Source organism: Kocuria soli (genome assembly GCF_003797835.1).
GTDB lineage: Bacteria > Actinomycetota > Actinomycetes > Actinomycetales > Micrococcaceae > Kocuria > Kocuria soli.
Genome location: NZ_RKMF01000001.1, coordinates 242,051 through 259,520 on the forward strand (window position 1 = coordinate 242,051; position 17,470 = coordinate 259,520).

Here is a 17,470-nt window from a genome sequence, read left to right on the forward strand (position 1 = left end):
CGTCGTGCCGATCGATCAGGCCACGCACGCCATTGCTCAGGTCCTGGAACCCGAGCAGTGGCGTGCCGCGCAATCCGCCCATGAGGCACGCGCCCGGGAGTGGACTCAACCGTTCCGGGAGCGCCGCAGCCTGGGACTCAAGCACCCCGTCAACGACTTCCTGTTCACCTACTACTCCTTCTCCCCGGCCAAGCTGGAACGTTGGACGCCGGGGGTCGGCGTGGTGCTGCTGGGGGCGGCCCAGGACTTCGGACACCAGAAGTTCTGGCGCCCCGTGACCTCCGCCGAGGCCCTGGCCCTGGGGATCTCCGACGACGACGGCGCGGTGACCCTGGATGTGGAGGCATTTCGGGCCGCCCGCGGCTCCGCCGCACAGTTCGTGGAGATGCTCGTGCGGCGCACGGCCGGGAGGCCCGGCCTGTTCGGGTGCTTCGGCATGCACGAATGGGCGATGGCGTACCGGTCACGTCTGAACGGTGTCCGACACGAGCAGCTGCCGTTGCGCCTGGGAGCCAAGAGGACGGACGCCGTCGTCGAATCCCACAAGCTGCGGTGCACGCACATCGACGCCTTCCGGTTCTTCGCCCCTCAAGCCGTGGCCCTCAACGAAACCCACCCCACCCGTGAGACCCAACGGGACATGGAGCAACCGGGCTGTCTGCACGCCAACATGGACCTCTACAAGTGGGCCTACAAGCTCTCGCCCGCGGTCCCGGCCGAGCTGATCGCGGATTCATTCGAGCTGGCCCTGGAAATCCGCGCGACGGACATGGAGGCCTCCCCCTACGACCTCTCCGACTGGGGTTACGGAGTGGTCGCGGTGGAGACCCCGGAGGGAAAGGCCGAGTACGTGCGTCGGCAGAAGTCCTTCAGCGAGCGCGCCCAGCGGATCCGTGAACGGCTGTTGTCCGTCATCAAGGTTCTGGTGGCCGAGGCGCCGCTGGCCGGAGGGCGAGTCGAATGACCGGGACCCGTGTGGTCGAGGCGTCGGCCATTCCCCACCCCGGCGATTTCATCACCGTGCGCGTGGACGCCACCCCGTACCTGGTCACCCACGACGCGAACGGGCAGGTCCACGTGCTGGTCAACACGTGCACGCACCAGGCGGCAACCGTGTGCCGCGCGACCTCAGGGAACGCCGATTCCTTCGAATGCCCCAATCATTTCTGGGTCTACCGCAACGACGGCACGTTCGTGGGCTCTCGGTTGGCGCTGGCAACCGGCCGAGAGGCCCCGGCAGATCCCAGCAAGAACCTGGCCTCCGTCCCGTTCACCGTGGCCGACGGCTGGATTGTGGCCCACACGGACTAGCTTTCTCCGCCGAACCCTCTCGAAGCTCGTCCATCAGGGGCTGATCAGCAAGTTTGGCGAGGGTTCGGCACGCTCGAGGGTCGGTAGGTACCGGTCAGGACAGCGGATAGAATCGGCGTGATTCTTCGCATCGTCCTCCAGAAGGAGCGCTCGTGGCCCGCATTGTTGTTGACGTCATGCCCAAACCGGAGATTTTGGACCCGCAAGGAAAGGCCATCGTCCGCGCGCTGCCGCACCAGGGCATCACGGCCTTCACGGGGGTCCGCCAGGGCAAGCGCTTCGAACTCGAAGTGGACGGAGAAGTCACCGAACAGGTCCTGGCCACGGCTCGCGAAGCCGCGGAGACCATGCTCTCCAACCCGGTCATCGAGGACGTGGTCAACGTCACCGTGATCAACGACGCCACGTCCACCGAGGCCTGAGCCCGTGGCTTCCAACACGTTCGAAGCGCCACTGGTCGCTGACCTGAGCTCCCCCTCCCCCGACGGCACCTTGGTCGACGTCCGGGTGGGCATCGTGACCTTCCCGGGCACCCTGGACGACCGCGACGCCGCACGCGCAATCGACATCGCGGGAGGTACCTCCGTGCCGCTGTGGTACGCCGACGACGACCTCCAAGGGGTCGACGCCGTCATCCTCCCCGGGGGATTCTCCTACGGGGACTATCTGCGAGCCGGCGCCATTTCCCGCTTTGCGCCCCTGATGTCACGGATCGTGGACGCCGCCAACAGCGATGCGGCAATGCCCGTCCTGGGCATCTGCAACGGATTCCAGATCCTGACGGAGGCCCATCTGCTCCCGGGCTCCATGATCCGCAACGACCACCTCAAGTTCGTGTGCCGCGACCAGCGCCTGCGCGTGGAGAACACGGAGACGGCTTGGACCGCCCTATACACGGCCGGCCAGGAGATCGTGGTCCCGCTCAAGAACAACGACGGCCAGTACGTGTGTGACCAGGCGACTCTGGACATGCTGGAGGCCGAGGGCCGCGTGGCCTTCCGCTACGTGGGCCACAACCCGAACGGTTCGCTCAACGACATCGCGGGTGTGACCAACGCCCGCGGCAACGTCGTCGGGCTGATGCCGCACCCCGAACACGCCGTCGAACCCGGGTTCGGCCCCGACTCCACGGGGCAGGGGCCCGTCACCATGGGGGACGGCACGGACGGACTCGACATCTTCATCTCGGCACTCAAGACCGTGGTCAACGGAGGCACCCGCGCATGAGCGACCAGCAGTTCCACCTGGACACCGTCGAACACGCGAGCCAGACTCCCCAGACCGAACTCCCGTGGGCCGAGCTGGGCCTCAAGCGTGAAGAATTCGACCGGATCGCGGAGATCCTTGGCCGCCGGCCGACCGCCGCGGAACTGGCCATGTACTCCGTCATGTGGTCCGAGCACTGCTCGTACAAGTCCTCCAAGGTCCACCTGCGCCAGTTCGGCGAGAAGGTCTCCGAGGAGATGACCAAGGACCTGATGGTCGGCATGGGCGAGAACGCCGGTGTCACGGACATCGGTGACGGCTGGGCCGTGACCTTCAAGATCGAGTCCCACAACCACCCGTCCTACGTCGAGCCCTACCAGGGGGCTGCCACGGGCGTAGGCGGCATCGTGCGCGACATCATCTCCATGGGTGCGCGCCCGGTGGCCGTCATGGACCCGCTGCGTTTCGGCGCGATCGATCACCCGGACACCCAGCGCGTGGTACACGGGATCGTGGCCGGCGTGGGTGGTTACGGCAACTGCCTGGGGCTGCCGAACATCGGCGGTGAGGTCGAGTTCGACCCCTGCTACCAGGCCAACCCGCTGGTGAACGCACTCGCCGTGGGCGTCCTGCGGCACGAGGACCTGCGCCTGGCCAACGCGACCGGCACCGGCAACAAGGTCGTGCTCTTCGGCGCGCGGACCGGTGGCGACGGCATCGGCGGCGCGTCCGTGCTGGCCTCCGAGTCCTTCGACGACTCCAAACCCTCCAAGCGCCCCGCCGTTCAGGTCGGTGACCCGTTCGCGGAGAAGGTTCTCATCGAGTGCTGCCTGGAACTCTTCCACGCGGGCCTGGTGGAGGGCATCCAGGACTTGGGCGCCGCCGGCATCTCCTGCGCCACCTCCGAACTGGCCTCCAACGGTGACGGCGGCATGCACGTGGACCTGTCCTCGGTGTTGCTGCGCGATCCCTCCTTGACTCCGGGCGAGATCCTCATGTCCGAGTCCCAGGAACGCATGATGGCCGTCGTCACGCCGGAGAAGGTGGCCGACTTCGAAGCTGTCCTGGACAAGTGGGAGGTCGAGTACTCCTGGATCGGTGAGGTCACGGACACGGGCCGCCTGGTCATCGACTGGCAGGGCGAGGTGATCGTCGACGTCGATCCCCGGACCGTTGCGCACGACGGTCCCGTCTACGAACGCCCCTACCACCGCCCGGAGCGCCAGGACGAGGTCCAGGCAGATCATTTCACGGGGTCCGCGGCGGACACCGGACGCCCCGACGGCGAGGCCCTCAAGGACGCAGTCCTGGAACTCATGGCCTCCCCCAACCTGTGCTCGAAGGCATGGGTCACAGACCAGTACGACCGTTACGTCCAGGGCAACACCGCCATGGCCATGCCCGACGACGCCGGCGTGATCCGCGTGGACGAAGAAGCCGGCCTGGGCGTGGCCCTGTCCACGGACTGCAACGGCCGCTACGCGTACCTGGACCCGTACAACGGTGCCAAGCTCGCTCTCGCGGAGGCCTACCGCAACGTCGCCACCGCCGGGGCCCGTCCGGCAGCGGTCTCCGACTGCCTCAACTTCGGCTCTCCGGAAGACCCCGAGGTCATGTGGCAGTTCGCGGAGGCGGTGCGCGGCCTGGCAGACGGGTGCCTGGAGATCGGCGTCCCCGTCACGGGCGGCAACGTCTCCCTGTACAACCAGACCGGTCAGGAAGCCATCCACCCCACCCCCGTGGTCGCGCTCATGGGCGTCCTCGACGACGTTCGTCGCCGCACCCCCTCGGGTTGGGATGTCAACGCTGACGGGCAGGCGATCTACCTGCTCGGGAGCACCGCGGACGAACTCGACGGTTCGGAATGGGCTCGGCTGCGCGGCCACCTGGGCGGCCTTCCGCCCACCGTGGATCTCGGCCAGGAGAAGCTGCTCGCGGACCTGCTGATCAACATGTCCCGGGACGGAATGATCGATTCCGCCCATGACGTCTCCGAAGGCGGCCTGGCGGCCACCCTGTCCGAAATGTGCCTTCGATTCGGCACGGGGGCACGGATCGGCATGGGTGAGGTCTGCGAACGCGACGGCCTGGACTTGTTCACCATGCTGTTCTCGGAAACCCAGGGCCGGGCTGTCGTTGCCGTTCCGCGTTCCGAGGAAGTACGTTTCAAGGACATGTGCACGATGCGCAACTACCCCTTTGCGCGCATCGGCGTGGTTGACGCCGTCAACGACGCCCTCGATCTCATGGGAGCCACGCGGATTCCTCTGCCGGAACTGCGCCAGGCCCACGAATCCACCCTCCCCACGTATTTCGGCTGACCGAAACACTCAGCCGCACGGACGATCGAGGTCATCATGATCGATTTGCCGTTGGAGCCGCCCCAGGCCCACGAGGTCCGAACCGAGCGTCTGGTCATGCGCCCGTTCACCGAGGACGAGATCACCGCCGTGATCGACGGCGTCCACCTGGACCATTTCGCGGAAGAGTTTCCGATTCCGGAAACGGTGGACCAGCTCAGGGACGTCGCGCAGGCGGGCGGGTACTACTTCACGGAGACGCTGTACTCCCCGCTGGCCTGCATCGAACTCGAATCCGAGAAGGTCATCGGCTCGACCGGTTTCGCGTCAGCTCCCATCGACGGTGCCTTGGAGATCGTGGGTTTCCTGGTTCCGGACCGACGGCGGATGGGTTTTGCCGCGGAAGGTCTGCGGTCACTGATCACCCTTGCTTTCGAGGATCCTGAGGTGTCCGTGGTTCGGGCCTCCGTCCCGGAGGACAGCGCGCACATCGAGGATTTGTTGAAGGCAGCAGGCTTCACTGTCGCCGAGACAGTGGGCCCGGAAACGGAATACCGGTGCGAACGGCCTTGAGCTGAGCGGACACCGGGTGGGCAATTACCGACAAAGGCTTACGCGCGCGGCTCCGCAGCCACTCCCCTGGCAACAGTGCAACTCTTTTCCCGCCTCAAAATGGTTTCCATAGGATGATTCTGGGCGTCGGGATTTCCCGGGCCGCCCGGACCGAACCGGCGCCTGCATTTCATGCCAGGAGCCGCCATGTCTGCGCCAGCCCATTCCCGATCCGCGTCAACACCGTCCACGCCACACGCCGGACACAAAGGTGGCCTGCCGTCGGTGTACGCCAAATTGATCATGGCCGCCACGGGAGCGATCTTCGCGATCTTCGTCCTGGTCCACATGATCGGCAACCTCAAGATCTACATGGGCGCCGAGGCTTTCAATTCCTACGCCCACTGGCTCCGCATGGCCTTCTACCCCGTGCTGCCGTACGAGGGCTTGCTGTGGATCATGCGCGTGGTGCTCTCTGTGTGCCTGGTGGCGCACGTCTACTGCGCCCTGCTCCTGCGCCGCAGGGGCGCCACGGCTCGCGGGCGGTGGAAGCGACGCGGCCTCGGTCTGGACGTCTTCGCCGCGCGAACCATGATGGTCACCGGCGTGGTCCTGCTGTTGTTCATCGTCTTCCACATCCTCGACCTGACCTTGGGGATGTCACCCGCGGGACCTGACGGGTTCCAACACGCGACCCACGAGGCCTCCTACGCCTACTCGAACCTGGTGGCATCCTTCAACCGCCTGCCCGTCGCGTTGTTCTACATCCTCGCCATGGGGTGCCTGGCCCTTCACCTGGCGCACGGCGTGGTCAGCGCCGTCGTCGATTTCGGGGTGGGTGTCCGTCCTCGGGTGTTCTCCGCGTTGGCCGGGCTCGGGCTGCTCTTCGGACTGGTCATCGCGATCGGCAACATCACCATTCCCGTGGCCGTCCTGACAGGAGTGCTCCAGTGAACACCTTCCGCACCATCGGTTCCAGAATCCGCTCCGTGGTCGGTTCGTCGGAGGGGGTGCCCCGTCCGCAGCAGGACTCCCCGGACCCGGCTGCACCGCAGGAGGAGGCGGCCACTTCCGCCCCCGAGAGCACGGGCAACGCGAAGAAGCCCTTGAGCGGACCAGCGGCGTTGAAGCGCCAAGGGCCAAAGGGCACGCAGGGCTTCGTGACCTATGCCGATGAGCCGTTGAACGGCAACGTGCCCACCGGCGACCCTCTGACGGCCTGGTCCCGCCGCAAGCTCGACTACAAGCTGGTCAGCCCGCTGAACCGTCGCAAGTTCAAGGTCATCGTGGTGGGGACCGGCCTGGCCGGTGCCGGTTGCGCCGCGGCCCTGGGCGAGCTCGGATACAACGTGGTCTCCTACACGTTCCACGACGCCGCCCGCCGCGCGCACTCGGTGGCCGCCCAGGGCGGCATCAACTCCGCGCGTGCCAAGAAGGTGGACAACGACTCCCTCGAACGATTCGTCAAGGACACGGTCAAGGGTGGGGACTTCCGGGCCAGGGAGGCCGACTGCTTCCGACTGGGTGAGGAATCCGTGCGGGTGATCGACCACATGGACGCGATCGGTGCCCCGTTCGCCCGCGAGTACGGCGGGGAGCTGCGCACGCGTTCCTTCGGCGGTGTCCAGGTGTCCCGCACCTACTACACGCGGGGCCAGACCGGCCAACAGCTGCAGGTGGCCGCGGCCCGTGCGCTGCAGCGGCAAGTGGGGCTGGGCACCGTTGACCTGCGCACCCACCGCGAGGTCCTGGACCTGGTGGTCGACGACGGTCGCGCCAAGGGCGTTGTGGTCCGCGATCTCTACACGGGCGAGATCGAGGCGGAGACTGCCCACGCCGTCGTCCTGTGCACCGGCGGTTACGGCAACGTCTACTTCCGCTCCACGCTGGCCCACAACTCCAACGTGACCGCCGCGTGGCGGGCACACCGTCGCGGTGCGTACTTCGCGTCGCCGTCGTACATCCAGTTCCACCCGACCGCCCTGCCCGTGAGTTCGCACTGGCAGTCCAAGACCACGCTCATGAGTGAGTCGCTGCGCAACGACGGGCGCATCTGGGTCCCCAAGGCCCCGGGGGACGACCGCCCCGCCAACCAGATCCCGGAGGAGGAACGCGACTACTACCTGGAGCGCAAGTACCCGTCCTACGGCAACCTCTCCCCGCGCGACATCTCCTCCCGTGCCGCACGGGAGCAGATCGAAGCGGGCCACGGCGTGGGGCCGCTGCGCAACAGCGTGTACCTGGACTTCCGGGACGCCATCGGCCGGCTGGGCAAGAAGACCATCGAGGAGCGTTACGGCAACCTCTTCGAGATGTACTTCGACGCCACGGGCGAGGACCCGTACACCGAACCCATGCGCATCGCCCCGGGTGCCCACTTCGCCATGGGCGGCTTGTGGAGCGACTACGACATGATGACCTCGATCGAGGGTCTGTTCGTGGGCGGTGAGGCCGGCTGGGGCTACCACGGGGCCAACCGCCTGGGCGCCAACTCGCTGCTCTCGGCCTGCGTGGACGGGTGGTTCACCCTGCCCTACTCGGTGCCGAACTTCCTGGCCAACCACCTGGGTGAGGCTCCGCTGCCCGCGGACCACCCCGCCGTCGAACGCACCGTGGCCGAGGTCCGGGAGCGGACCGACCGCCTGCTGTCCATCGGCGGGACCAAGGGTGCGGATCACTTCCACCGGGCGCTCGGGGACGTGCTGTACTCCGGGTGCGGCGTGGCCCGCACGGAGGCCGGTCTGAAGAACGCGCTCAAGGAGATCCGGGCGCTGCGAGAAGAGTTCTGGCGCGACCTGCGGATTCCGGGCAGCGGCCGCGAACTCAACCAGGAACTTGAACGGGCCGGACGGATCGCGGACTACCTGGAGATGGCCGAACTGATGTGCCTGGACGCGCTGGACCGGGACGAGTCCTGTGGAGCGCACTTCCGGGAGGAGCACCAAACCCCGGACGGGGAGGCGCTGCGCGATGACGACGACTGGTGCTTCGTCTCGGCATGGGAACACACCCCGGGCAAGGGGGCCCACCCGGGCAAGCCCGTCCGCCACGCCGAACCGTTGGACTTCCAGGCGGTTCCGCTACAGACCAGGAACTACGCGTGAGCTCCGGCTCACGCGTGATGAGGAGAAGACCATGAAACTGACCATCGAGGTCTGGCGTCAGGAAGACACAACCACCAAGGGCCGGTTCGTGACGTACCAGGTGGACGACGCGACGCCCGAGATGTCCCTGCCCGAGCTCCTGGACCGGCTCAACGACCAACTGGTCACGGCCGGGGAGGAGCCCATCGCATTCGACACGGACTGCCGCGAAGGCATCTGCGGCACGTGCGGCATCACGGTCAACGGCGTCCCCCACGGCAAGGTGCCCAACACCCCCACCTGCCGTCAGAACCTGCGCAGTTACGACGACGGCGAGCATCTGAAGCTCGAGCCCTTCCGCGCGGCCTCCTTCCCCGTGGTGAGGGATCTTGTGGTGGACCGCTCGGCGCTGGACCGCGTGATCGCCTCCGGTGGCTACGTGTCCGTGGACGCGGGCACCGCCCCCGACGCGGACACCCGGCAGATCCCGTTCAAGGTGGCCGAGCAAGCCCTGGACTTCTCGGCCTGCATCGGCTGCGGGGCGTGTATCGCGGCCTGCCCGAACGGGGCCGCACATCTGTTCGCCGGTGCGTTGCTCTCCCACATGTCCACGCTGCCGCAGGGCAAGCCGGAGCGCTCCAAGCGGGCCCGCGGCGTGGTGGCCACCACCGAGGAGGAGTTCGGCCCGTGCTCGGTGTACGCCGAATGCGTGGAGGTGTGCCCGGCCGGTATCCCGATCTCCGCGATCAGCGCGGTGAACCGGGAGGCGGCACGCGCTGCAATCAGGCGCAACAAAGACAACTGACAGGGGACGCTCCCGTCGCCACGCACAGAACGGTTCGGGGCCTGCACACCGAAAGGTGTGCAGGCCCCGTCGTCGTCAGGTGACGGTTCCGGTCACCACATGCCCAGGACGGCCATCCAGCCCATGCCGACCACGGCCCAGATCACGAAGGTGACCACCGAAATGATCAGGCCCACGCGGAACCATTCGGGTGTCTTGACGTACCCGGATCCGAAGATCACACCGGCCGGACCGGAGGAGTAGTGCATGAGGCCACCGAACAGGTTGCCGATGAAGCCGAGGAAGAGCGCGGCAATCATCGGAGGTGTGCCCACGCCGATCGCGGCGGCCAGGAACACGGCGTACATGGCCACGATCTGCGCGGTGTTCGACGCGAAGAAGTAGTGCACGTAGAAGTAGACGACCGCCAGAATCGCGAAGGCAAACACCCATGGCAGGCCACCGACGGCACCCGAGACGGAGTCACCGATCCAGGTGATCACGCCCAGCGTGTTGAGGTGCCCGGCCATGCCGACCAGCACGCCGAAGAAGATCAGCGTGGACCATGCACCACCGTTGGCGGCCATGATCTTCCAGTTCAGCACCCCGGTGACCAGCAGGATCCCGATACCCACGAAGGCGGTTGCGGTCGCGTTGATCCCCAGCGAGCCACCCACGGACCACATGAGCAGCAGCAGGACGAACGTAGCGGCCATGATCGCTTCCGGACGGGTCAGCTTGCCGAGCTGCTTGAGCTCCTCACGGGCCTGACCCGGAGCATCCGGGGTCTTCTTGAGGGTGGGCGGGTAGACCTTGGAGAGCACCCAGGGAACCACGACCAGGGAGACCAGGCCCGGCACGATCGCAGCGAGCGCCCAGTTGGTCCAGGTGATCTCCACCCCGGCCTCTCCCGCGAACTGCTGGGCCAGCGGGTTGCCGGCCATGGCGGTCAGGAACATGGCCGAGGTGATGGTGTTGACCTGCACCGTGGACATGGACAGGAACGCGCCCAGGCGACGGCGTGATTCGTCGGTCTCCGGGGTGGACCCCTGCACAACCGCCAGGGACTGGACGATGGGGAACACCACGCCGCCGGCGCGGGCGGTGTTCGACGGTGTCGCGGGAGCCATCAGCAGGTCCGTGGCGGCCATGCCGTAGGCCAGGCCCAAGGAGGACTTGCCGAGCTTGGTCACGAACCACAACGCGATGCGTCGGCCGAGTCCCGTGATGAGGAAGCCGTCGGCGATGAAGAACGCCGCCACGATCAGCCACACCGCGCTGGAGGCGAAGCCTGTGAGAGCTTCATCCTCACCCACGTCCATGGTGCCTGTGATCATGGCCACCGCCAGTCCGATCAGGGAGACCGCAGCGGTGGGCAGGGGCTGGAGCACCAGACCGAGGATGGTACCCACGAAGATCGCCGCCATGTGCATGCCGCGTGGATCCACGCCGTCTGGCGGCGGAATGAACCAGATGGCCAGAACCGACGCCAGGATGATCGCAACCTTGATGATCATGGAGCGGTTCGGTGAGTGGCCGGTGGTGTCGGCTGGTGCCTCGGGGGTTGAGGATGGGGCCGAGGTAGTCATGACGAGATTCTCTGTTCCTTCTGAGTGCCGGCACCGTCGCAGTCAAACTGTGGCCTGACCACGGTGCGGTTGTCAGGCTACTCGCACCTGTATCCCAGGTCATGGAGTTGCCGCAATTACCGCCGTCGTGGGCACCGGGGTGAGCGCGATACGGGTTTCGGTCACGCAACAATCCCTCCATCCGCACCCTCCCGTGTGGCGAACCACGCCACCTCAGGCCATGATGAGACCTATGACACCTCTGCCGCGGGACCTTCATCCGTCGAACGGCCGCCGTGTGCCCGGATCCTCCGGGGACGTGGTGGTGCCGCTGTCGGCGGCCGGCGGCAGGTCGAGCGCGACTCCCGAGGAGCCGTTGCCCCACCAACTCGTGGGAACGTCGGACGCCTTGGGCCGGACGGACGACGGCCTGACAGAGGCGGAGGAGCCTTATCCCTCGGAGCTCCAGCACAGCATCCTCGAGATGCTCTCTTCCGGTGGGGACGACGAGATGATTGCCCGCCGTCTGGGCCTGGACCTGAACGGCTACCGTGCGCTCGTCGCCGAAATGGCCGCCACCGCAGGGGCGTGCAACCGTTTTCAGTTGGCGCTCAAGGCCAGGGAACTGGGCTGGCTCTGACCCCCACCCGTGCGGCGTAATCCGGTCGTCGGCTGAGGTCGCAGAGATTCGTGGAACGCGCTCTCCCACGGGCATACTGATGTCTCCGAAGGAGAGTGATGACCCCCAGTTCCACAGATTTGCGCCGGGAAGATGCTGCCACCCGGCCCCCGCTGCCGTGGTGGCCGGCCGTGTTCGGCGCACTCCTGACCGGCGCGGTCGCGTTCTGGGGATTGGCCACACCGCAGTACTGGTTCGACGAGGCCGCTTCCGTGTCCGCCGTCGATCGACCGTTCGGTTCCCTGATCGCCATGGTGCAGAAGGTGGATGCCGTCCACGCGCTGTACTACGTGGTCATGTATCCGTGGGCCGCGCTGTTCGGCACCTCCGAGCTGGCCATGCGCACTCCATCAGCCTTGGCACTGGTGGTCATGTCGGTGTTCCTCACCCGGATCGGCATGGCCTACGCGCGACGGTACATGCCTGAGCGCACCGTCTTCGTGGGCGTCATGGTCGCTGTCCTGGGTGCGGTTCTGCCCGGTCTGAGCTGGACGGGGCAGGAAGCCCGCGGGTACGCGATGGGTGCCATGAGTCTGACCATCGCGTGGTGGTTCTTCGAGCGCTTCCGGGAGCACCGGCACACACCGTCCCTCGTGGGGTTCGCCCTGTTCATGGCGGCCGGGGTCGGATTCTCGTTGTACGTGGCCATGCTGCTGCCGCTGTTTTTCGCCCGCTCCCTTCGGTGGGGGCGCCGCAACACGGTGAAGGTCCTGGTCGCGTGCCTGGTTGCCGGATCCGTGTGCATTCCGCTGGTCATCGTCGCGGCGGAACAGAGCGGGCAGGTGTCCTGGATCGATGCCACCACGCGCGAGGTGCTCAGACGCATGGCCCTCATGGTGTTCTTCCTGAGCCCCCGCAACCGGTTCGGGGCCTACAACGGACCCGTCGAGCAGATCGCACCTTGGCTCGGTCTGTTCACCATCCTGGTTGTGGCCCTCGGCCTGATCCGGAGCCGTGCCCGGTGGATCATGCTCTGGCTCCTGAGCCTGGTCCTACTGCCGTTCGTCGTCATCCTCGTGGCACAACTGTTGGGCAAGCAGTACTTCCAGGAGCGCTACCTGACCTTCACGGCGCCGGTGTTGGTCGTGGCACTGGCCCTGGGGCTGGCCGCAATCCCGTGGCGTCCCGTGGGTGCGCTCGGTCTGGCATTGTTCACCCTTCTGTCCTTCCCGTCCTTCCTGGGGCAGAACGGCGAATTCGCCAAGAAGGACGGGTACAAAACGGCGGCCGTGGCGGCGGCCCAGGCCGACACGGTCATCTTCATGGATGACGAAGCTCGCGGAATTTTCGTGGCCTACCCACCGGATCATCCCGTCAAGGACCCGATGCTTGCCCAGAACAAGGAGGACTCGGCCACGCTCTGGGGGCAGAGCCACCCTGGTTGGTGGTCCTGGCAACTGGACGAAACCGGCAAGGTTTCGGTCGTCGCCTTCAAACCGAACCCCTACTACGGGGCCGTCCTGCAACACCTGGACTCCATCGGCTGCACGATAACCGACGAGAACCTGGAGTCCCGCTTCCGAGTGACCAATCTGAAATGCCCCGACACACTCGCCCAGCCGGCCAGGACGCCGGTAGAGCCGGGCACCTAAGCTGCATGGCATGACCATTTCGGACAGTGCGGGCGCTCTCAAGACCGCTGATCTCAAACTGGCCATGGCCGCCAGCGGGACCGTCTTCTCGGCTTTCACGGTGGCTCACATGGCCGGCAACCTCCAGGTGTACCTGGGCCGGGACCGGTTCGACGGCTACGCGCGGTTCCTGCGCACCATGGGCGTCCCGGTCCTGCCAGAATCAACAGTGCTGTGGGTCTTTCGTTCCGGGCTGCTGGCCTGCGCGGTGACGCACGTGTCCTGCGCGAGCCTGCTGACCGTTCGCGCCTGGCGGGCCGGTGACCGCCCGGCCGGTGGCGTGCGTCGCAGTCGCCCGCGCGGTCGACGACGTCGCGTGTGGGAAATCGCCAAACGCTCCATGCGCTCCACGGGAGTTGTCCTGGGCCTGTTCACCGCCCACCACATCGCCGATCTGACACTCGGCGTGCGCCCCGCCGCGACCGAGCACGCCAAGGGTGCTGCGTACGACAACCTGGTGCGTTCCCTGCAGCGGCCGCAGGTCGCCGGGCTGTACCTGGCGGCCATGCTGGCCCTTGCCGCTCACACTTCCCAGGGCATCGTCCAGGTCGGCAACGACACCGGGCTGTCGGGCGACCGTCGTGTCCGAGAAGCCCTGAGCATCGCGGGGCGGGTCATCGGCACCGGTGTGGCGCTGGGCAACGCGAGCATCCCACTGGCTGTGCAAACCCGCCTGGTCCGCTGAACGTCCCACCGGGTGTGTACCGAGTGCGACCGCATTTCCCGCAGAATCACGAGGGGTCATCGACCATGAAGATCACGCGAACCGTGTCCGTCGAAGTCTGGCGTCAGACCGATGCCGAGGCCCACGGACGCTTTGTCACCTACGACGTGCAAGGCGTCTCACCCGAGACCACGGTCCTGGAGCTCCTGGACCTGCTCAACGAGCAACTCCCGGACGGTGATTCACCGGTGACTTTCGACGACGGCTGCAGGGAGGGCAGTTGCGGCAAGTGCGGCGTCACGGTCGACGGCGTACCTCACGGCCCCGAGTACAACCGGGCCTCCTGTCAGCAGCACGTGCGCGCCTTCCGCGACGGCGACCGGGTACGGCTCGAACCATTGCGGGCATCGGCCTTCCCCGTTCTCTCGGATCTGACGGTCGACAAGAAGAAGGCCCTGCGCACCGTGGTCAAGGCGTCTCGCGGGCCGGCGGGTCTGAAGGCGCTGACCAATGCCGGGTGCATCAGCTGCGGGGCCTGCGTGGCCGCCTGTCCCAACGGCTCCGCGCAGCTGTTCGTCGGCTCCCTGCTTACGGAACTGCCGCCGCTGATGAAGGACGACGACGAACGCCGGGACCGCACCGCGCAGGTCATCGAGACGGCGGACGAGACGTTCGGACCGTGCTCCACCTACGGGGACTGCACGGAGGTGTGCCCGGCCGGACTCCCCCTGGAGAACCTCTCCGCGGTGGCCCGGGAGCATCTGAGGAATCAACGCCAAACCAAGTAATTCGCAGTTGCAAATGTGCTCGGGTCGGTTTAGATTTGCAGTAGCAACTCTCCCGAACCCAAGGAGTCACGATGTACGCCTACGCACCGCAACCGCCCATGATGCAGACCGCACCGCTCTACCGCGCCACCCCTGCACCCGCTCCCGGAGTGGCCGTGACCGCTCTAGTGGTCAGCATCATCATCTTCGCGCTCGCCCTCCTGGCATCCCCGGTGACCGTGATCTTCTCTGCCGCCATGGGCGCCACGGCGACCGACCCCACTTCGCACTACACGAACGCCGACCTGGTGGCCTCCGCCGTGATCGCCTTCCTTCCGCTGGGCATCTCCGGAATCCTGGGAATGCTGTGCTGCTTCGTCCCGCACCTGAGCATGGGTGCCTCCGAGTTCAGGGGCTCCGGCGTCAAGACGGCCTCCACGGTCTTCCTGTTCCTCCACCTGGCGTTCGTGGCCGCCGCGGCACTGTTCGCCCTCTGGCCCCTGACGGCCCTCTCCTGATCGCTCCGAGCCGCGAACGACGTCGGTCCGCACCCTGGCAGGGTGCGGACCGACGTCGTTCGCGGCTTATCAGGCCGAGGTGTCAGCGCTTGACTGTCTTGAGCTGCTGGGTCCAGAAAGCACCCGTGGTGATGACATCGCTGCCGTCCCAGGCGTCCAAGCCCTTGAGTTCGGGGATGTCGGAGCCGGTGAACACGGGCTCCTCACCGCGGCGACGCTGTGCCTCGTAGTGCTTGAGCACCTTCACGGCCACACCGGAGAGGAGGACGATGGCAATCAGGTTGGTGGTGGCCATGAACGCCATGAACACGTCCGCCAACGCCCAGACCAGATCCAGTGCGACCACGGCGCCCAGCATCACGAAGGCCAGAGTCACCAGACGGAATGCCAGCATGGCCTTCCGGGAACCGGTCAGGAAGAGGATGTTCGCCTCTCCGTAAAAGTAGTTGCCGATCACGGACGAGTAGGCGAACAAGAAGATCGCCACGCTCAGGAAGTGAATGGCCCAGGTTCCCAATTGGTCGGCCAGTGCCGTCTGGGTCAGGGCAGCGCCCTGGGTGGTGCCGTATTCGGGATTGGAGAGCAACACGATGAATGCAGTCATCGAGCAGATCAGCAAGGTGTCGAAGTAGACACCCAAGGACTGCACGTAACCCTGCTTGGCCGGGTGCGAGATCGACGCCGTGGCACCGGCGTTCGGGGCAGAACCCATACCTGCCTCGTTGGAGAACAGACCACGACGCAGACCCATCATGAAGGCCGCGGCAAAGCCACCCGAGACGAACTCTCGGATGCCGAAGGCGCCTTCGATGATGTGCATGAACATGGCGGGCACCTCGGTGATGTTCATGACAATCACGATGACGCCCAAAGCGATGTAGAGCAGCGCCATCGCGGGAACCAGGGCCTGAGTGACTGCAGAGATCCGGCGGATACCGCCGAAGATGATCAACGACGTCAGGATCACCAGCAGGAGACCGACGACGACCTTGAAGGCCATTCCGTTGCCCGGTGTGACATCGACCCCGAACGAGCTGGACATCGAGTCCACGATCGCATTGGCCTGCACCGAGTTGAACACGAAGGCGTAGGTGATGGTGATGATCACCGCGAACCAGGCGCCCATCCACTTGGCATTCAAACCGTGCGTCATGTAGTAGGCAGGGCCGCCGTAGTACCCGTGGTGTCCGGTGCGCTTGTAGAGCTGACCAAGCAGGGATTCGACGAACGCCGATGCCCCGCCGATGGCCGCGATCATCCACATCCAGAAGACAGCCCCCGGACCACCCGTGCTGATGGCGATGGCCACACCGGCGATGTTGCCCGTTCCCACGCGGGATGCGGCGGAGACGGTGAAGGCCCGGAAGGATGAAATGCCCTTCTTGCCGTCGGGGTCTTCACCGGGAGGGTCCCCCAGAACCCGGAACATCTCCGGGATCGAACGCCATTGCACGGCACGCGTGCGAACGGTCAGGAAGAGACCGGTCCCTACCAGCACGACGAAGACGACGTACCAGATCCAGTTGCCGACGGTGCCGACGAGTTCGGTGAGCTGTTCCACGGTTGCTCCAATGGTGTGAGGGAGACAGACAAGGGGCACAGACCGCGGTAACCAGCTTCCGCAACACGCCCCGATCGGGGCACTGTACATCACCGCCGTCACGCACAGATCTCGTATCCTGCCCCGACCACAGCTGTGTCGGCCCCTGAAGGTAGAGTTCTGAGCACGTTCAAGAGTCGCGGCCCAGGGACTGGCCGGCCGCGCGGCAACCCGACATCGACCGGGTGCCCCCAGATCAAGAACGGGCTCACCGGCACAGGTCGTGAGCAAGATTCGATACGGGGCTCCGCCCCGGGAAGGTGGCTCACATGCCGTCCTCGTCCTCCTCTCCCGCCTTCGGTGAGAACACCGATTCCAACCGTGCCGCACATCGGTTCGAGACCTTCCGCCCACGCGAGGTACCGGACCGAGAGATCACTGTCCGCAGCGAGCATTGGCTCGGATTCACGCCGACCGAAGCACACCAGTGGGCGGGCGTCCTTTTCCTGTTCCCGCAGTTCCCGTCCGGAGCCACGGTTCTGGCTGCCGCCAGTCAGACCTGGCGCTCCGGAGGGGTCCCCCATCTCCTAGGCGCCTCTGACGTTGCAAAGGCGGCCCGCAGGATCGGTTTCACGCCCCAGGACCTGTGGCAACTACGCGTTTGCCTGGACCAGATCGATCCCGAAGGCCACCCGGCGCATCCGTTCCACCAGCGGGCTGTCGCCGGATTCGACGGTTTCGTGCCTTTCGACTCCGAACTATGGCGAGGATGGCCGCAGCGGGTCCGGCGAGGTGAGGCCCCGGAGACTGTGACCCGGAGCCTGCTTCGTGCTGCCACTCAGGGCTCCGGACCCGGCACCGACTGAC

Annotated in this window: 17 protein-coding genes and 1 riboswitch; of the genes, 15 read left to right on the forward strand and 2 right to left on the reverse strand. The window is 66.2% G+C overall.

Annotated features, from left to right (window positions below):
• Positions 1-4: 4 nt before the first annotated feature.
• The 9 genes from EDL96_RS01080 (at position 5) to EDL96_RS01120 (ending at position 9,257) form a co-directional block, all read left to right on the forward strand.
• Positions 5-964: a 3-methyladenine DNA glycosylase gene (locus tag EDL96_RS01080; RefSeq protein ID WP_233568581.1), complete on the forward strand. Its 960-nt coding sequence runs from the start codon at positions 5-7 to the stop codon at positions 962-964.
• Complete coding sequence (locus EDL96_RS01085) at positions 961-1,311, forward strand: Rieske 2Fe-2S domain-containing protein (RefSeq protein WP_123823600.1); 351 nt, start codon at positions 961-963, stop codon at positions 1,309-1,311. Before EDL96_RS01080 ends, EDL96_RS01085 begins: the two co-directional genes overlap by 4 nt.
• 152 nt (positions 1,312-1,463) lie before the next feature.
• Positions 1,464-1,733 (forward strand): phosphoribosylformylglycinamidine synthase subunit PurS, encoded by a 270-nt coding sequence (gene purS, locus EDL96_RS01090; RefSeq protein WP_123823601.1) that lies wholly within the window; start codon positions 1,464-1,466, stop codon positions 1,731-1,733.
• Positions 1,734-1,764: 31 nt separating this feature from the next.
• The gene (gene purQ / locus EDL96_RS01095) at positions 1,765-2,538 is read left to right on the forward strand and encodes a phosphoribosylformylglycinamidine synthase subunit PurQ (RefSeq protein WP_233568599.1); all 774 of its coding nucleotides are present in this window, start codon (positions 1,765-1,767) and stop codon (positions 2,536-2,538) included.
• Complete coding sequence (purL, locus tag EDL96_RS01100; RefSeq protein ID WP_123823603.1) at positions 2,535-4,838, forward strand: phosphoribosylformylglycinamidine synthase subunit PurL; 2,304 nt, start codon at positions 2,535-2,537, stop codon at positions 4,836-4,838. Before purQ ends, purL begins: the two co-directional genes overlap by 4 nt.
• 36 nt (positions 4,839-4,874) lie before the next feature.
• On the forward strand, positions 4,875-5,390 hold the full coding sequence (locus EDL96_RS01105; protein WP_123823604.1) for a GNAT family N-acetyltransferase: 516 nt from the start codon (positions 4,875-4,877) through the stop codon (positions 5,388-5,390).
• 264 nt (positions 5,391-5,654) lie between these two features.
• A complete protein-coding gene (locus EDL96_RS01110) occupies positions 5,655-6,323 on the forward strand; it encodes a succinate dehydrogenase cytochrome b subunit (RefSeq protein WP_233568582.1) in 669 nt (222 codons plus the stop codon).
• Positions 6,324-6,529: 206 nt separating this feature from the next.
• Positions 6,530-8,473 (forward strand): fumarate reductase/succinate dehydrogenase flavoprotein subunit, encoded by a 1,944-nt coding sequence (locus EDL96_RS01115; protein ID WP_233568600.1) that lies wholly within the window; start codon positions 6,530-6,532, stop codon positions 8,471-8,473.
• Positions 8,474-8,504: 31 nt separating this feature from the next.
• Positions 8,505-9,257 carry a succinate dehydrogenase/fumarate reductase iron-sulfur subunit gene (locus tag EDL96_RS01120; RefSeq protein WP_123823606.1) on the forward strand — a complete coding sequence of 251 codons (753 nt, stop codon included), beginning with the start codon at positions 8,505-8,507 and terminating at the stop codon, positions 9,255-9,257.
• A 92-nt stretch (positions 9,258-9,349) separates the two neighbouring features.
• On the opposite strand, the gene EDL96_RS01125 is transcribed toward EDL96_RS01120, so the two are convergent.
• Positions 9,350-10,825: an anion permease gene (locus EDL96_RS01125; protein ID WP_123823607.1), complete on the reverse strand. Its 1,476-nt coding sequence runs from the start codon at positions 10,823-10,825 to the stop codon at positions 9,350-9,352.
• A gap of 232 nt (positions 10,826-11,057) precedes the next feature.
• On the opposite strand from EDL96_RS01125, the gene EDL96_RS01130 reads away from it, so the two are divergent.
• The 5 genes from EDL96_RS01130 to EDL96_RS01150 all read left to right on the forward strand — a co-directional run bounded on the left by EDL96_RS01130 (position 11,058) and on the right by EDL96_RS01150 (position 15,063).
• Positions 11,058-11,444: a hypothetical protein gene (locus EDL96_RS01130; protein ID WP_123823608.1), complete on the forward strand. Its 387-nt coding sequence runs from the start codon at positions 11,058-11,060 to the stop codon at positions 11,442-11,444.
• A 98-nt stretch (positions 11,445-11,542) separates the two neighbouring features.
• On the forward strand, positions 11,543-13,075 hold the full coding sequence (locus tag EDL96_RS01135) for a glycosyltransferase family 39 protein (RefSeq protein ID WP_123823609.1): 1,533 nt from the start codon (positions 11,543-11,545) through the stop codon (positions 13,073-13,075).
• 10 nt (positions 13,076-13,085) lie between these two features.
• Positions 13,086-13,799 carry a succinate dehydrogenase gene (locus EDL96_RS01140; protein ID WP_123823610.1) on the forward strand — a complete coding sequence of 238 codons (714 nt, stop codon included), beginning with the start codon at positions 13,086-13,088 and terminating at the stop codon, positions 13,797-13,799.
• Positions 13,800-13,864: 65 nt separating this feature from the next.
• Positions 13,865-14,566 (forward strand): 2Fe-2S iron-sulfur cluster-binding protein, encoded by a 702-nt coding sequence (locus tag EDL96_RS01145; RefSeq protein WP_123823611.1) that lies wholly within the window; start codon positions 13,865-13,867, stop codon positions 14,564-14,566.
• A gap of 71 nt (positions 14,567-14,637) precedes the next feature.
• Positions 14,638-15,063: a hypothetical protein gene (locus EDL96_RS01150; RefSeq protein WP_123823612.1), complete on the forward strand. Its 426-nt coding sequence runs from the start codon at positions 14,638-14,640 to the stop codon at positions 15,061-15,063.
• Positions 15,064-15,145: 82 nt separating this feature from the next.
• Here the strand turns inward: EDL96_RS01150 and EDL96_RS01155 are convergent, their stop codons facing one another.
• Positions 15,146-16,624, reverse strand: a complete 1,479-nt coding sequence (locus tag EDL96_RS01155) for an alanine/glycine:cation symporter family protein (RefSeq protein WP_123823613.1) — start codon at positions 16,622-16,624, stop codon at positions 15,146-15,148.
• Between the two features lie 167 nt (positions 16,625-16,791).
• Positions 16,792-16,903, forward strand: a riboswitch (SAM riboswitch).
• Between the two features lie 29 nt (positions 16,904-16,932).
• Here EDL96_RS01155 and EDL96_RS01160 point away from each other — a divergent pair.
• Positions 16,933-17,469 carry a hypothetical protein gene (locus tag EDL96_RS01160; RefSeq protein WP_123823614.1) on the forward strand — a complete coding sequence of 179 codons (537 nt, stop codon included), beginning with the start codon at positions 16,933-16,935 and terminating at the stop codon, positions 17,467-17,469.
• Position 17,470 lies beyond the last annotated feature (1 nt).

What these genes read in the sequence shown, in the direction of transcription:
- EDL96_RS01085 (WP_123823600.1), top strand. Translation starts at nt 961, where the DNA reads ATGACCGGGACCCGTGTGGTCGAGGCGTCGGCCATTCCCCACCCCGGC.
- purL (WP_123823603.1), top strand. Translation starts at nt 2,535, where the DNA reads ATGAGCGACCAGCAGTTCCACCTGGACACCGTCGAACACGCGAGCCAG.
- EDL96_RS01105 (WP_123823604.1), top strand. Translation starts at nt 4,875, where the DNA reads ATGATCGATTTGCCGTTGGAGCCGCCCCAGGCCCACGAGGTCCGAACC.
- EDL96_RS01120 (WP_123823606.1), top strand. Translation starts at nt 8,505, where the DNA reads ATGAAACTGACCATCGAGGTCTGGCGTCAGGAAGACACAACCACCAAG.
- EDL96_RS01125 (WP_123823607.1), bottom strand. Translation starts at nt 10,825, where the DNA reads ATGACTACCTCGGCCCCATCCTCAACCCCCGAGGCACCAGCCGACACC.
- EDL96_RS01130 (WP_123823608.1), top strand. Translation starts at nt 11,058, where the DNA reads ATGACACCTCTGCCGCGGGACCTTCATCCGTCGAACGGCCGCCGTGTG.
- EDL96_RS01135 (WP_123823609.1), top strand. Translation starts at nt 11,543, where the DNA reads ATGACCCCCAGTTCCACAGATTTGCGCCGGGAAGATGCTGCCACCCGG.
- EDL96_RS01140 (WP_123823610.1), top strand. Translation starts at nt 13,086, where the DNA reads ATGACCATTTCGGACAGTGCGGGCGCTCTCAAGACCGCTGATCTCAAA.
- EDL96_RS01145 (WP_123823611.1), top strand. Translation starts at nt 13,865, where the DNA reads ATGAAGATCACGCGAACCGTGTCCGTCGAAGTCTGGCGTCAGACCGAT.
- EDL96_RS01150 (WP_123823612.1), top strand. Translation starts at nt 14,638, where the DNA reads ATGTACGCCTACGCACCGCAACCGCCCATGATGCAGACCGCACCGCTC.
- EDL96_RS01160 (WP_123823614.1), top strand. Translation starts at nt 16,933, where the DNA reads ATGCCGTCCTCGTCCTCCTCTCCCGCCTTCGGTGAGAACACCGATTCC.